Consider the following 12,701-nt stretch of genomic DNA (forward strand, 5'->3'; position numbering starts at 1 on the left):
GTGAGTCGGCCCCTAAGGCGAGGCAGAGATGCGTAGCTGATGGGAAGCAGGTCAATATTCCTGCACCGACTGCAAGTGCGATGTGGGGACGGATCTTAATAGGTTATCCGGGTGTTGGATGTCCCGGTTTAGGCAGAAGTAGGCGAGCGTCAGGCAAATCCGGCGCTCATATACCGAGGCTGTCGATCGAGCGAGCTTGCTCGCGAAGTAACTGAACGAGGTCCCAGGAAAAGCCACTAAGCTTCAGCTTGCAGTCGACCGTACCGCAAACCGACACTGGTGCGCGAGATGAGTATTCTAAGGCGCTTGAGAGAACTCGGGAGAAGGAACTCGGCAAATTGACACCGTAACTTCGGAAGAAGGTGTGCCCTAGTAGTGTGTAGAGAACATCGAAGCACGAATGGGTTGCAAAAAATAGGTGGCTGCGACTGTTTATTAAAAACACAGCACTCTGCAAACACGAAAGTGGACGTATAGGGTGTGACGCCTGCCCGGTGCTGGAAGATTAATTGATGGGGTGCAAGCTCTTGATCGAAGTCCCAGTAAACGGCGGCCGTAACTATAACGGTCCTAAGGTAGCGAAATTCCTTGTCGGGTAAGTTCCGACCTGCACGAATGGCGTAACGATGGCCACACTGTCTCCTCCCGAGACTCAGCGAAGTTGAAATGTTTGTGATGATGCAATCTCCCCGCGGAAAGACGGAAAGACCCCATGAACCTTTACTGTAGCTTTGTATTGGACTTTGAACAGATCTGTGTAGGATAGGTGGGAGGCTTTGAAGCCGGGACGCTAGTTCCGGTGGAGCCGACGTTGAAATACCACCCTGGTGTGTTTGAGGTTCTAACCTAGGTCCATTATCTGGATCGGGGACAGTGCATGGTAGGCAGTTTGACTGGGGCGGTCTCCTCCCAAAGTGTAACGGAGGAGTTCGAAGGTACGCTAGGTACGGTCGGACATCGTGCTAATAGTGCAATGGCATAAGCGTGCTTAACTGCGAGACTGACAAGTCGAGCAGATGCGAAAGCAGGACATAGTGATCCGGTGGTTCTGTATGGAAGGGCCATCGCTCAACGGATAAAAGGTACTCTGGGGATAACAGGCTGATACCGCCCAAGAGTTCATATCGACGGCGGTGTTTGGCACCTCGATGTCGGCTCATCTCATCCTGGGGCTGTAGCCGGTCCCAAGGGTATGGCTGTTCGCCATTTAAAGAGGTACGTGAGCTGGGTTTAAAACGTCGTGAGACAGTTTGGTCCCTATCTTCCGTGGGCGCTGCAGATTTGAGGAAGCCTGCTCCTAGTACGAGAGGACCGGAGTGGACGCACCTCTGGTGTACCGGTTGTCACGCCAGTGGCATTGCCGGGTAGCTAAGTGCGGAAGAGATAACCGCTGAAAGCATCTAAGCGGGAAACTCGTTCCAAGATGAGATCTGCCGGGGCCTTGAGCCCCCTGAAGGGTCGTCGAAGACCACGACGTTGATAGGTCGGGTGTGGAAGCGCAGCAATGCGTTAAGCTAACCGATACTAATTGCCCGTGCGGCTTGACCCTATAACCTTGATGTCAACAGACTCAAGATGAATGTCCTATGCCCTCATGGCCCAGCCATGACGTTGGCTGCAATCAAAATGCGCTGATTCGCAACTCTATGAATTCGCTGTCCTGGTCAACCACCAGGTCGGCACCCCGTTATGCCTGACGACCATAGCAAGTTGGTCCCACTCCTTCCCATCCCGAACAGGACAGTGAAACGACTTTGCGCCGATGATAGTGCGGATGCCCGTGTGAAAGTAGGTCATCGTCAGGCTCTTACAACCCCCTCAACCCCCACCTCACACCTCGTGAGTGGGGGTTTTGGCTTTGTAAGGCCGGGTGAAATTTACGACGCAGATCTCAGGTGTTCAGAATGAGCGAGCCCTCCTGACGGAGTGCGCCAGAGCGCTGCAGGTCGTTCAACAGGTTCTTCAGCCAGCTCTGCGTGTTGTCCGACGGCATATGGGCAGCGAGATAAGGCGTCACTTCCGCCCACCGGTGGAGATCCTGAAATTCGATCTGTTGCCACTCCAGAAGCCGGTATTTGATCAATACCTTCAGGGCGTAGCGCAGGTGGGCATCCGGATTGCTCTGGAACTGCGCCAATCGGCTGGCTGCTCGATCCAGTGCCGCGGATACATCGGTGAACACGCTTCCGTGACCCGGGATTACTACGATGGGTCTAAGTGTCCGGATCAGCTCCAGTGTCGCAGACACATCGTCAAAGGCCTGTTCACCTTCCAGTTCAGGGAAAACAACGCCAAAGCCATTTTCCCAAAGTGCATCGGCGGAAATGAGACAGCGGTGATCGGGCTGAAAAAGGACGACTGAATGGGGGTCATGGCCAGGAGCTGCATGTATTTCCCAAACCCACTCACCCAGTTCGATGGTGGCACCCTGTAACAGCTGTTGATGGGCAGCGAACGGGGGACACTCCTGTCCGGTGGGCTGATAGGTCAGCGCTACCGGGTCCCATTGCTGTACGGCCTCCCATTGTCCGGGTGGAATCCAGATCCTTGCGTCAGGGTAGTGTTCCGCAAGAAGGGCATTGCCGCCGCAGTGGTCGCTGTGGAGGTGGGTATTGACGATGTGATTGAGGGGCCGCCCATTAAGCGCATGACGGACCAGCGACAAGGTTTGTGATGCGTGAGCCCCGTAGCCGGTGTCGACAACAGCGGTCGGGCCTTTTTTCCCCACGAAGACCGTGTTGTTGGCCGACAGCCAACCCCTCTCCAGGAACTGGATGCCCAGGGCGGACAGGGTGGCCGCTATGGTTGCAGCGCTCATTGGGTGGTGGCCGGGCGCAGCGCGCGTCGCAGGATCTTGCCCACGTTCGTCTTCGGAAGCTCATCGCGAAACTCGATGTACTTCGGGCGTTTGTAGCCAGTGAGGTTGTCGTGGCAGAAGCGGGAGACATCTTCTTCCCGGAGAGTCGGGTCGTTGCGAACCACGAACAGTTTGACAGCTTCACCCTGCCGTTCGTCCGGAATGCCCACCGCTGCGCATTCGAGCACGCCCGGGCACAGAGACACCACGTTCTCCAGTTCGGTGGGAAACACATTGAATCCGGAGACCAGAATCATGTCTTTCTTCCGATCGACGATCCTGGTGAATCCGTTTCCATCCATGATGCCAATGTCACCCGTTCGCATGTACCCATCGGCAGTAAAAGCGCGCGCAGTTTCCTCAGGCTGCAGATAGTAGCCTTGCATCACATTGGGGCCTTTGATGCAGATCTCGCCGGACTCACCCAAGGGGAGGGATCGACCGTCCTCATCCTTGATGGCAACGTCGATCCCAGGCAGGGGAACACCGATGGTGCCGCTGAACTCACGGGCGGTGACGGGGTTGTTGGTGCCGATCGCACAGGTTTCGCTCATGCCCCAGCCCTCCACCATGGCACAACCGGTGACTGCCAGCCACTGCTTCGCGGTGCCCTCCGAGGCGGCCATGCCACCCGCCTGGCTCAGCACCAGAGAAGAGAAGTCCACCTGACGGAAACGGGGGTGTTGCAACAAGGCGTTGAAAAGCGTGTTGACGCCGGGAAGGAGATGGAAGGGGCGCGCCTTGAGCGTGTCGACAAAGCGGTCGAGATCCCGGGGATTGGGTACCAGGGTCATGTGGGCACCCCACCGGATGGTCAGCAGACCCAGCGTCAGGGCGAAGATGTGATACAGCGGAAGTGCCGCAATCGAGTTGGTCTTGCGCATGTCCCCCAGCTTGGCCAGAGCAGGAGAAAACCACGCCTCCGCCTGCAGGATGGCCGCAATCACGTTGCGGTGTGTGAGGACGGCACCTTTGGACAAGCCGGTTGTGCCGCCCGTGTATTGAAGGAATGCAATGCTGGAGCCGACGGCCTGGCCAGGCTTGAGTGAGAGACGGTCGCCTTCGGTGAGAGCCGTGCGGAAATCCACGATGGTGCGATCACCCAGTGGGCCCCTGTAGGGGAGCCGGTAGGAAGGAACCATCTTCGCGAGGTGTCGGACGGCAAAGGAGATCCAGCGTCCGTACCAGAAACCGAGCAGATCCCCCATGCTGGCCACCACGACGTGCCTGAGCGCTGTGTGATCAATCACTTCGGACAGTGTGGCGACGAAGTTCTCCAGCACGATGATCGCGTCGGCTCCCGAATCACGCAGCTGATGCTCAAGCTCCCGCTCGGTATAGAGCGGGTTGACATTGACCACGGTATAGCCGGCGCGCAGGATCGCCGCCATGGCCACCAGAAACTGAGGCACATTGGGCAGCATGACGGCGACCCGCGCGCCGGGCTCCAAGCCCCGGGCTTGCAACCATGCCCCGAGAGCGGCACTGTGTCGATCGAGTTCACCGTAGCTCATCCAGCAGTCCATGCAGACAGACACCGGTTCCCGCGCGTTCTTGCGAAACGACTCCTCCAGCAGGGCACTGAGGCTGGGGTAGGTGTCGGGATCAACGTCGTGGGCGACGCCTGCGGGGTACTGAGACAACCAGGGACGGTTCATGGCGATTCGATGGAGTGGACTCGACACCGATTCTGGACACAGCGCGCCCGGCCTGAACAGCGGGACAGCCCTAAGAGGTGTCACTCAGGGCACAGACAAAGCGGGCAGTCAGGCCAGGGCAGATGACAGGGCATCCGCCGCACGCGCCTCAGAGTCGTCAAACAAGCGGCGGATCCATGCGGACTCGCGTGACTGAATGGACGCGAGGAAGCCGTCGGTATCGGCCATGCCTGCAAAGGCATCGAACCCTCTCTCCAGGAAACCCTGCAAATCGCCCATGCCTGCAGCGGCGGCCGGCTTTCGCATCATGCGCAAGGCCATCCGCAAGGAGCGCAGGCGCGTGAGTCTTTGCAGTTCCCGGCCCATGTGCATCACCACCGCCAGTTGACGCTCCCTGGCTGGCACCTGCGCGGTACGTCGCCAAGCCTGGACGTAGCGCAGGGCGGCATGAGTGGCCTCGGGCAGTTGCAGCCAGTGCAGCGCCATGGCGTGATCCAGGTGCTCGGTCAGGGCATGGGTCTGTGCCAGATCGACGGCCAGAGCGCCGACCGCCTCGGGGAACAGGCGTTCGATGGCGCCGGCAATGCGCCCGAACTGGGCATCCCGTTCGGCAAAGTCATGGGCTCCGTACAACTCGTCGAGAAAGAACGAGGCGGCTGGTGCATGTCCCGGATCGGACAGGTGGTCGGCGTAGGTGTGTCTGAACCGGCGGGCCTGAAGCTGCTTGATGGCCAAAACAGCCTGTTCGACGACAGGGTCTGTCAGCCCGTGGCGCAGGTGATCGACCTCTGCGAGGCAATCACGGATTTGTTGCGCGGTGCCCGCCGGCAGGGAAAACTTCATGACACCAGTGTAAAAAATGCTGAGGGACTGCGTCTTGGCGAAGCCCTCTAGCCGAGCAATGCTTTGGGAGTGGGCGCTGTGCGATAGTGGCGCCATGAAGGACGATGCATTCCCCGGTACCGCTTTCTCCCGCCTGGCCCGCTTGCAGCAGACACTGGTGATCACCTGGGGCCTAGTCCTTCTGGCCTGGGTGACCTGGAGTGCGCCACGGTCGTTTGGGCTGTGTGTGGCAGGCGGGTCGCTGTTGCTTGGGGGACACGCCCTGATTCTCGCCATGGAGCTGGCGTGCAGAGTCAAGGTCGGCGGCGATGAAGCCGGAACGCAGCCTCGGGCGGGCGAGCTCTGGCGGGCCTGGTGCCATGAGAGTTGGCTGGCGGTGAGGGTGTTTGCATGGCAGCAACCGTTTCGCTGGAAGTGCTGTCCGGACACCACCGAGCAGAACCATGAGGGAGGACCCGCTGTGGTGATGGTGCATGGCTTCGTCTGCAACCGGGGTTTCTGGTTGCCCTGGTTGACGGAACTGAGACGCCGACGGATACCGTACGTCACCGTCAACCTGGAACCGGTGTTCGGTTCCATTGACGACTACATCCCGCTCCTCGATGCCGCTGTCAGGAAGGCATGGGCGCTGACCGGGCAAGCGCCCGTGATCGTCGGGCACAGCATGGGTGGACTGGCCATCCGTGCCTGGCTGGCGTCGGCGTCGGACCACGCGTCGCGGGTTCGGCGGGTGGTGACCATCGGGAGTCCCCATGCGGGGACCTGGCTGGCTCGCTGGAGCCGTGTGCCCAATGGCATGCAGATGCGACGTCATGGCCGCTGGCTGGCCGAGCTGACCCATCGTGAACATGCCCTGCGCGGAGCCGCGGCCTATTCTGGCTTCACCTGCTGGTACGCCAACACCGACAACATCGTGTTCCCGGTGGCGACCGCCACGTTACCAGGGGCCGACAACCGTCTGGTGCGCGGCGCTCCGCACGTCGGCCTGGCCTATGAACCCCGGATTCTGTCCGACGTCATCGAGCAGCTGGGTCATGGGCCAGACCGCTGACGCTCAGCTCTTGCCCTGCAAAACGCCGCGGCGGACCTGGTCAAGCTCCATGCTTTCGAACAGTGCCTTGAAGTTGCCTTCGCCAAAGCCGTCGTTGCCCTTGCGCTGGATGAACTCGAAGAAGATCGGTCCGAGCTGGTTCTCGCTGAAGATCTGAAGCAGCAGTTCGCCAGGCTGTCCGTCGACGAGGATGTTGCGCTGCTTGAGCGCCTCCAGGTCCTCCCCATGGTTGGGAATGCGCTTGGGCAGCAGCTCGTAGTAGGTCTCGCTGGTGTTGAGCAGCTTGATGCCGTTGAGCTCCAGGGCGTCGACGGTCTCGTAGAGATTCGTGGAGCCCAGCGCAATGTGCTGGATGCCTTCGCCGTGGTAGCGGTCGAGGTACTCCTGGATCTGGCCGGCCTTGTCGTTGCCTTCCTCGTTGATCGGGATGCGGATCTTGCCGCAGGGGCTGGTCATGGCCTTGCTCTTGATGCCCGTCTGCTGGCCTTCCAGATCGAAGTAGCGGATCTCGCGGAAGTTGAAGATGCGCTGGTAGAAGTCGGCCCATTCGGCCATGCGCCCCCGGTGCACGTTGTGCGTGAGGTGGTCGATGTAGGTCAGTCCGTGACCGGCTGGGTAAAGTTCGGCCCCGGGCAGCGGATAGAAATCGACGTCGTAGAAGCCGATGTTGCCGATGTCGCCTTCTTTGGCGCCGTTCTTGCCGCGCCACTTGTCGATGAAGTAGATGATCGAATCGCCAATGCCCTTGATGGCGGGGATGTTCAGTTCACCTGGTCCGGCGGCGTGGGCGTAGCCCCAGGCGCCCATCGAGATGGCCCGCTCGTAGGCGGCCTTGGCATCCTGGACACGGAAGGCGATGGCGCAGACGCTGGGGCCGTGCAGGCGCGCGAAGCGCTGGGCGAAGCTGTCGGGCTCGGCGTTGATGATGAAGTTGATCTCGCCTTGGCGGTACAGCGTCACGTTCTTGTGCCGGTGGCGGGCAATCGCACGGAAACCCATGCGCTCGAACAGCTGGCCCATGGCCACGGGGTCGGGGGCGGCGTACTCGATGAACTCGAAGCCGTCGGTGCCCATGGGGTTCTCCCAGCCCTGGAAGGCGCGGGCGGCGGTCTCGGGCAAAGCTGCGTTCATGGCGGTCTCCTGAATGTGTGGGATGGTCGAAGCGCCACTGTATCGGCGCAGCATGTCACGAATGCTGCGTTTTGGGGCGCGCCGTTTGTCCGAAATGCAAATTTCCTGCAGAATGTCAGGCATGCAAGCACTGGACAAGCTGGATCGACACATTCTGCGCAGCCTTCAGGCCGACGGCCGGGCTACCTACGACCAGATTGCCGAACAGGTCGGCCTGTCGCCCAGCGCTGTGCTGCGACGGGTGCGGCGCCTGGAAGAGGTGGGCGTGGTCGACCGCTATGTGGCGCTGGTGCGACCGGAGTCGGTGGGACTGGGGCTGACGGCCTATGTGAACGTACGCCTTGAAAAACACAGCGGGACGGCCAAACGCAACCCGATGGACGAGTTCCGGGCCAGCGTGGCGGCCTGGCCCGAGGTGGTGGAATGCGTGGCGCTCACGGGGGAAATGGATTACCTGTTGCGCCTGGTGGTGGCCGACATGGCCGCCTATTCGCGCTTCATGATGGATACCCTGCTGCGGCATCCCAGTGTGCAGGACTGCAAGACCAGTTTCGTCATGGATCGGGTCAAAAGCACCACGGCATTGCCGGTCTGACCGGCGGTCACGCCAGGCCGGCCGGCTTGTTCGGGACATGTCACCGAGGCTCCTTCTGTCGGAAAAGTCTCGGAAATGTCCGGATTCCTGGGCGGGTGTGACTTGTGTTCCTAGGGAAAACCCGTACATTTACGCCATGTTTGATCCTTTGCAATGGCTCAGGTCCTTGGTGGCGGGTGCACGTGCGCGTCCCGAGGCGGTCGATGTGGCCTCTACCCAGCCGCCAGCGTCCTCCGCTGCCGGTGCGGTGGTGCCCATCCGTTCGATGGGGCCCGGGCATTTGCGGCGGATCGAGGCCCACCTGTTGGCGCTCGACCCGCGCGACCGTTACCTGCGCTTCGGGTACCCGGCCACCGATGAGCAAATCCGCCGCTATGTGGCCAGCCTGAACTTCGACCGAGACGAGTTGTTCGGTATCTTCAACCGGCGGCTGGAGCTGATCGCCATGGCTCACCTGGCCTTCGCCATGGACGCCACGTGCAGCAGTTGCGCCGAGTTTGGTGTGTCCGTGGCGAAATCGGCCCGGGGGCGTGGCTATGGCAGCCGTCTGTTCGAGCGGGCCGTGATGCATGCGCGCAATGAGGGCGTCAAGCTGCTGTTCATCCACGCGCTCAGCGAAAACACGGCCATGCTCAAGATTGCGCGAAATGCGGGCGCCATCGTTGAGCGTGACGGACCCGAGAGCGAGGCCCACCTGCGCCTGCCACCCGCCGACTTCGACTCGCGCGTGACCGAGCTGATCCGGGAGCAGGTGGCGGTGACCGACTACCACCTGAAAGCGCAGGCGCGGCAGTTCTGGGGAGCATTGGCCCTGCTCCAGGAAATCCGCCAGGGGGTGCGCGACTCCCGGGATCGCGTGCGGGGTTGAGTCCTGCCGACGGGCGGGCATCCGTGGACCGGTTTTGATACGGTCACGTTGATGAGGTATCCTTTGATGCTGTCACAACCAACCTTTTCCCTCAGTGGCCGACAACCCTCCCAGTACGGGGCCGCAGCGTAGCCTGCGGCATGAAGACAAGCGTGGATTCCTGCAAAAGCTGGCGGAGTTCATCCACCCGGGTCCGGATTCCAAGGACGAGCTGATCGAAACGCTCGCCGACGCGGAAGACAACAACATCATCGATGCCGAGTCGCGCGTCATGCTTGAAGGCGTGATTCGCATCGCCGAGATGACGGCGGGTGATGTCATGGTGGCGGCTCCCCGCATGGACGTCCTGAACATTGACGCCCCGTACGATGAGCTGCTGCACATCGTCATCGACACCGCGCACTCCCGCTTCCCGGTGTACGAGGGTGAGCGGGAGAACATCATCGGCATCCTGATGGCCAAGGATCTGCTCAAGCTGCAGCGGGCGCCGGAACTCAATATCCGCGCCTTGCTGCGACCCGCCACCTTTGTGCCCGAGAGCAAAGGCCTGAACGATCTGCTGCGGGAGTTCCGCGGCAACCGCAACCACCTGGCGATCGTCATCGACGAGTTCGGCCGAGTGGCGGGGCTGATCACCATCGAGGATGTGCTGGAGGAGATCGTCGGCGAGATCGAGGACGAGTTCGACGTGGCCGAGGACGAGGGCGATATCTTCGCCCTGGCCGACAGCACGTGGCGGGTGAGCGGCGACACGCCTGTGGAACGCATCAACGAATCTTTCGGCGTGCGTTTGCCCGAAGAGGACTTCGACACCATCGGCGGCCTGATTGCCCACAACATGGGCCATGTGCCCAAGCGCGGCGAGCAGCACGACATGGACAGCCTGCGCTTTGTCGTGCTGCACACCAAGGGCGGTGCCGTGAAATGGTTCAAGGTGATGCCTGTCGCGACCGACGCCGGCTGACATGCGCAGCCTGTTCGGCAACTTGCACCCAGCGTCCAGCTTCGGTCCGCTGAGCGGTCGGACCACACAAGCCCATGGGCCTGCGCGGGGCTGGGTCTGGTTCGTGCTGTGTGTGGTGGCGGGCTGGATGCAGGCGGTGTCTCTGGCCTGGCCCTTTCGCCAATGGGTACCTCCCGGGTTTTCGGCGGGTGAGCCGGTGGGCTGGCTGCAGGTGCTGTCCCTGGCCGCGCTGGCCCTAGCCTGGCGGCACAGCCGTGGAGCGGGACAGGCGGCCTGGCGTGGCTGGGTGTTTGCCACGGCATGGCTGTCGGGCACCTTCTGGTGGCTGTTTATCTCCATGCATGTCTATGGCGGGCTGGCGGCCCCGCTGGCGGTGCTGGGTGTGCTGGCGCTGGCAGGGTTCCTCGCGCTGTATTACGCGGTGGCTGCCTTGCTGATGTGCAAGGTGGCGCCCCGCAGCCCCTTGGTGCAGGCGCTGGTGTTCGCGGCGGTCTGGACGCTGGCGGAACTGATGCGCGGGCGCTGGCTGACCGGCTTTCCCTGGGGGGCTGGTGGCTATGCGCACGTCGATCTGCTGTCGGCCTGGGCACCTTGGGTCGGGGTGTACGGCATGGGGGCGATCGCTGCCCTGTGCGCCTATGGTCTGGCGCTCCTGGTGGAGGCAGTTCGGGAGCGGCTTCGCCGGTCGGCAAAGCCGGTTTGGTCAGCTGGCAGGTGGGTGAACCTCGCTGGCTGGGTGGCCTTGCTGGCGCTGGTCGTGATTGTGGCGAGAGGCCCCCTGGCTTCCGAGCAGGACACCCGCAGCACCGGCAGCCTGCGTGTGTGGCTGTTGCAAGGCAACATTCCCCAGGACGAAAAGTTCGTGCCAGGCAAAGGCGTGGCGCTCGCGCTGGACTGGTACCCGCGGCAGGTGGCCCAGGCTGTGCGACAGGACGGTACGGGGCCTGATCTGGTCGTCGCGCCCGAGACGGCGCTGCCCTTGTTGCCGCAGCAACTCGGGGCCGATTTCTGGGAGCCCCTGCTGTCGGTCATCGACGGCAACGGACAGCGCAAGACGGCCGCGTTGCTCGGCCTTCCCCTGGGCTCTTTTGAGCAGGGTTACACCAACTCGGCCTGGGGCATTGCGCCGGCCATGGTGCGCGGACGCGAGGGCTTTCCGGGTGACCGCTTTTTCCGCTACGACAAGCACCATCTGGTGCCGTTCGGCGAATTCATCCCCCCGTTTCTTCGCTGGTTCACCGATCTGATGCACATTCCGCTGGGCGACTTCAGCCGGGGTGCTGTCGTGCAGCGGCCCTGGCACTGGGCAGGACAGCGGATTGCCCCCAACATCTGCTACGAGGATTTGTTTGGCGAGGAGCTGGCTGGAGGATTCGCCGACGTGGCGACTTCGCCTACGGTGCTGGTCAATCTGAGCAACATCGGCTGGTTCGGCGACAGCGTGGCCATCGACCAACACCTGCAGATCTCGCGCCTGCGCTCCCTGGAACTGGGTCGGCCCATGGTGCGCGCCACCAACACCGGTGCGACGGCGGTGATCAACCACCGTGGTGAGGTGACTGCTGCCCTGCCCAGGCTCGTGCGTGACCGTCTGGAGGCCGATGTCGAAGGCCGGGACGGGCTCACCCCCTATGCACGATGGGCCTCCCGCTGGGGGTTGGCCCCCGTCTGGGGTTTGTGCCTGCTGGTGATCTTCGCGGCTGCGCTCGCGCGGCGTGTCTCACAGGGTCGTCCGCACCCGTAAAATCAATGGTTTGCGCCGGCTTGTCCGGTTGTGCTCCCCCCATTCACACGGGCCGGCCTTGTCGCCGGTTCGCCTGCCCATGTTGACCTTCCAGCAAATCATCCTGACCCTGCAGTCCTATTGGGACAAGCAGGGGTGCGCGCTGCTCCAGCCTTACGACATGGAGGTCGGCGCCGGCACCAGCCACACCGCCACCTTCCTGCGCGCCATCGGCCCGGAACCCTGGAAGGCCGCCTACGTGCAGCCCAGCCGCCGCCCCAAGGACGGCCGCTACGGCGAGAACCCCAACCGGCTGCAGCACTACTACCAGTACCAGGTGGTACTCAAGCCCGCGCCCAGCAACATCCTGGAGCTGTACCTGGGCTCGCTCGAAGCCCTGGGCTTCGACCTGAAGAAGAACGACATCCGCTTCGTCGAGGACGACTGGGAAAACCCGACGCTGGGCGCTTGGGGGCTGGGCTGGGAGGTCTGGCTCAACGGCATGGAGGTGACGCAGTTCACCTATTTCCAGCAGGTCGGCGGCATCGACTGCAAACCCATCACCGGCGAGATCACCTACGGCCTGGAGCGCCTGGCCATGTACCTGCAGGGCGTGGAGAACGTGTACGACCTGGTCTATGCGCCCGGCCTGAAGTACGGTGACGTGTTCCACCAGAACGAGGTCGAGCAGTCGACCTACAACTTCGAGCATTCGGACGCCGACTTCCTGTTCACCGCCTTCGGTGCGCACGAAAAGCAGGCCAAGTACCTGATGGAGCAGCAACTGGCGCTGCCGGCCTACGAGCAGGTGCTCAAGGCCGCGCACACCTTCAACCTGCTCGATGCCCGCGGCGCGATCAGCGTGACCGAGCGCGCCGCCTACATCGGCCGCATCCGCAACCTGGCGCGCAGCGTGGCCCAGGCCTATTACGAGAGCCGCGAGCGGCTCGGTTTCCCCATGGCGCCGCGCGAGTGGGTGTCGCAGATCGAGAAGAAGGCCGCCTGAGCCGG

At 62.2% G+C, this 12,701-nt stretch carries 10 protein-coding genes and 2 rRNA genes (1 of these 12 only partly in view); 8 read left to right on the forward strand and 4 right to left on the reverse strand.

From position 1 onward, the window contains the following. Window positions 1-1,549: ribosomal RNA gene (locus tag ACFQNJ_RS10590) — 23S ribosomal RNA — on the forward strand (it extends 1,325 nt beyond the left edge of the window). 143 nt (window positions 1,550-1,692) lie between these two features. Beyond that, window positions 1,693-1,805 (forward strand): 5S ribosomal RNA (gene rrf, locus ACFQNJ_RS10595). Window positions 1,806-1,891: 86 nt separating this feature from the next. Here rrf and ACFQNJ_RS10600 read toward each other — a convergent pair. The 3 genes from ACFQNJ_RS10600 to ACFQNJ_RS10610 all read right to left on the reverse strand — a co-directional run bounded on the left by ACFQNJ_RS10600 (window position 1,892) and on the right by ACFQNJ_RS10610 (window position 5,358). Next, complete coding sequence (locus tag ACFQNJ_RS10600; RefSeq protein ID WP_382256913.1) at window positions 1,892-2,818, reverse strand: MBL fold metallo-hydrolase; 927 nt, start codon at window positions 2,816-2,818, stop codon at window positions 1,892-1,894. Then, on the reverse strand, window positions 2,815-4,515 hold the full coding sequence (locus tag ACFQNJ_RS10605; protein ID WP_374640312.1) for an AMP-binding protein: 1,701 nt from the start codon (window positions 4,513-4,515) through the stop codon (window positions 2,815-2,817). The genes ACFQNJ_RS10600 and ACFQNJ_RS10605 overlap by 4 nt, the downstream gene beginning before the upstream one ends. A gap of 108 nt (window positions 4,516-4,623) precedes the next feature. After that, window positions 4,624-5,358: an FFLEELY motif protein gene (locus tag ACFQNJ_RS10610; RefSeq protein ID WP_382256916.1), complete on the reverse strand. Its 735-nt coding sequence runs from the start codon at window positions 5,356-5,358 to the stop codon at window positions 4,624-4,626. A gap of 94 nt (window positions 5,359-5,452) precedes the next feature. Between ACFQNJ_RS10610 and ACFQNJ_RS10615 the strand changes: the two genes are divergently transcribed. Next, window positions 5,453-6,409 carry an esterase/lipase family protein gene (locus ACFQNJ_RS10615; RefSeq protein ID WP_382256919.1) on the forward strand — a complete coding sequence of 319 codons (957 nt, stop codon included), beginning with the start codon at window positions 5,453-5,455 and terminating at the stop codon, window positions 6,407-6,409. A gap of 3 nt (window positions 6,410-6,412) precedes the next feature. Here the strand turns inward: ACFQNJ_RS10615 and hppD are convergent, their stop codons facing one another. Beyond that, window positions 6,413-7,540, reverse strand: coding sequence for a 4-hydroxyphenylpyruvate dioxygenase (hppD, locus tag ACFQNJ_RS10620; RefSeq protein WP_382256922.1), 1,128 nt, complete (start codon window positions 7,538-7,540; stop codon window positions 6,413-6,415). 121 nt (window positions 7,541-7,661) lie between these two features. On the opposite strand from hppD, the gene ACFQNJ_RS10625 reads away from it, so the two are divergent. The 5 genes from ACFQNJ_RS10625 (at window position 7,662) to glyQ (ending at window position 12,696) form a co-directional block, all read left to right on the forward strand. Next, a complete protein-coding gene (locus ACFQNJ_RS10625) occupies window positions 7,662-8,135 on the forward strand; it encodes an Lrp/AsnC family transcriptional regulator (protein WP_382256925.1) in 474 nt (157 codons plus the stop codon). Window positions 8,136-8,271: 136 nt separating this feature from the next. Then, on the forward strand, window positions 8,272-9,003 hold the full coding sequence (locus tag ACFQNJ_RS10630) for a GNAT family N-acetyltransferase (protein ID WP_374640306.1): 732 nt from the start codon (window positions 8,272-8,274) through the stop codon (window positions 9,001-9,003). Between the two features lie 94 nt (window positions 9,004-9,097). Continuing rightward, window positions 9,098-9,967 (forward strand): HlyC/CorC family transporter, encoded by an 870-nt coding sequence (locus ACFQNJ_RS10635; protein WP_374640305.1) that lies wholly within the window; start codon window positions 9,098-9,100, stop codon window positions 9,965-9,967. A 1-nt stretch (window position 9,968) separates the two neighbouring features. Next, window positions 9,969-11,711, forward strand: coding sequence for an apolipoprotein N-acyltransferase (gene lnt / locus ACFQNJ_RS10640; protein WP_382256929.1), 1,743 nt, complete (start codon window positions 9,969-9,971; stop codon window positions 11,709-11,711). A gap of 79 nt (window positions 11,712-11,790) precedes the next feature. Then, window positions 11,791-12,696, forward strand: a complete 906-nt coding sequence (gene glyQ, locus ACFQNJ_RS10645; protein ID WP_374640303.1) for a glycine--tRNA ligase subunit alpha — start codon at window positions 11,791-11,793, stop codon at window positions 12,694-12,696. Window positions 12,697-12,701: the final 5 nt, after the last annotated feature.

The sequence above is a fragment of the Hydrogenophaga bisanensis genome (assembly GCF_042665135.1).
GTDB classification, from domain to species: Bacteria; Pseudomonadota; Gammaproteobacteria; order Burkholderiales; family Burkholderiaceae_C; genus Hydrogenophaga; species Hydrogenophaga bisanensis.

Excerpts from the sequence above, each read along its gene's own strand:
- ACFQNJ_RS10600 (WP_382256913.1), bottom strand. The coding sequence starts at position 2,818 with ATGAGCGCTGCAACCATAGCGGCCACCCTGTCCGCCCTGGGCATCCAG.
- ACFQNJ_RS10605 (WP_374640312.1), bottom strand. The coding sequence starts at position 4,515 with ATGAACCGTCCCTGGTTGTCTCAGTACCCCGCAGGCGTCGCCCACGAC.
- ACFQNJ_RS10610 (WP_382256916.1), bottom strand. The coding sequence starts at position 5,358 with ATGAAGTTTTCCCTGCCGGCGGGCACCGCGCAACAAATCCGTGATTGC.
- ACFQNJ_RS10615 (WP_382256919.1), top strand. The coding sequence starts at position 5,453 with ATGAAGGACGATGCATTCCCCGGTACCGCTTTCTCCCGCCTGGCCCGC.
- hppD (WP_382256922.1), bottom strand. The coding sequence starts at position 7,540 with ATGAACGCAGCTTTGCCCGAGACCGCCGCCCGCGCCTTCCAGGGCTGG.
- ACFQNJ_RS10625 (WP_382256925.1), top strand. The coding sequence starts at position 7,662 with ATGCAAGCACTGGACAAGCTGGATCGACACATTCTGCGCAGCCTTCAG.
- ACFQNJ_RS10630 (WP_374640306.1), top strand. The coding sequence starts at position 8,272 with ATGTTTGATCCTTTGCAATGGCTCAGGTCCTTGGTGGCGGGTGCACGT.
- lnt (WP_382256929.1), top strand. The coding sequence starts at position 9,969 with ATGCGCAGCCTGTTCGGCAACTTGCACCCAGCGTCCAGCTTCGGTCCG.
- glyQ (WP_374640303.1), top strand. The coding sequence starts at position 11,791 with ATGTTGACCTTCCAGCAAATCATCCTGACCCTGCAGTCCTATTGGGAC.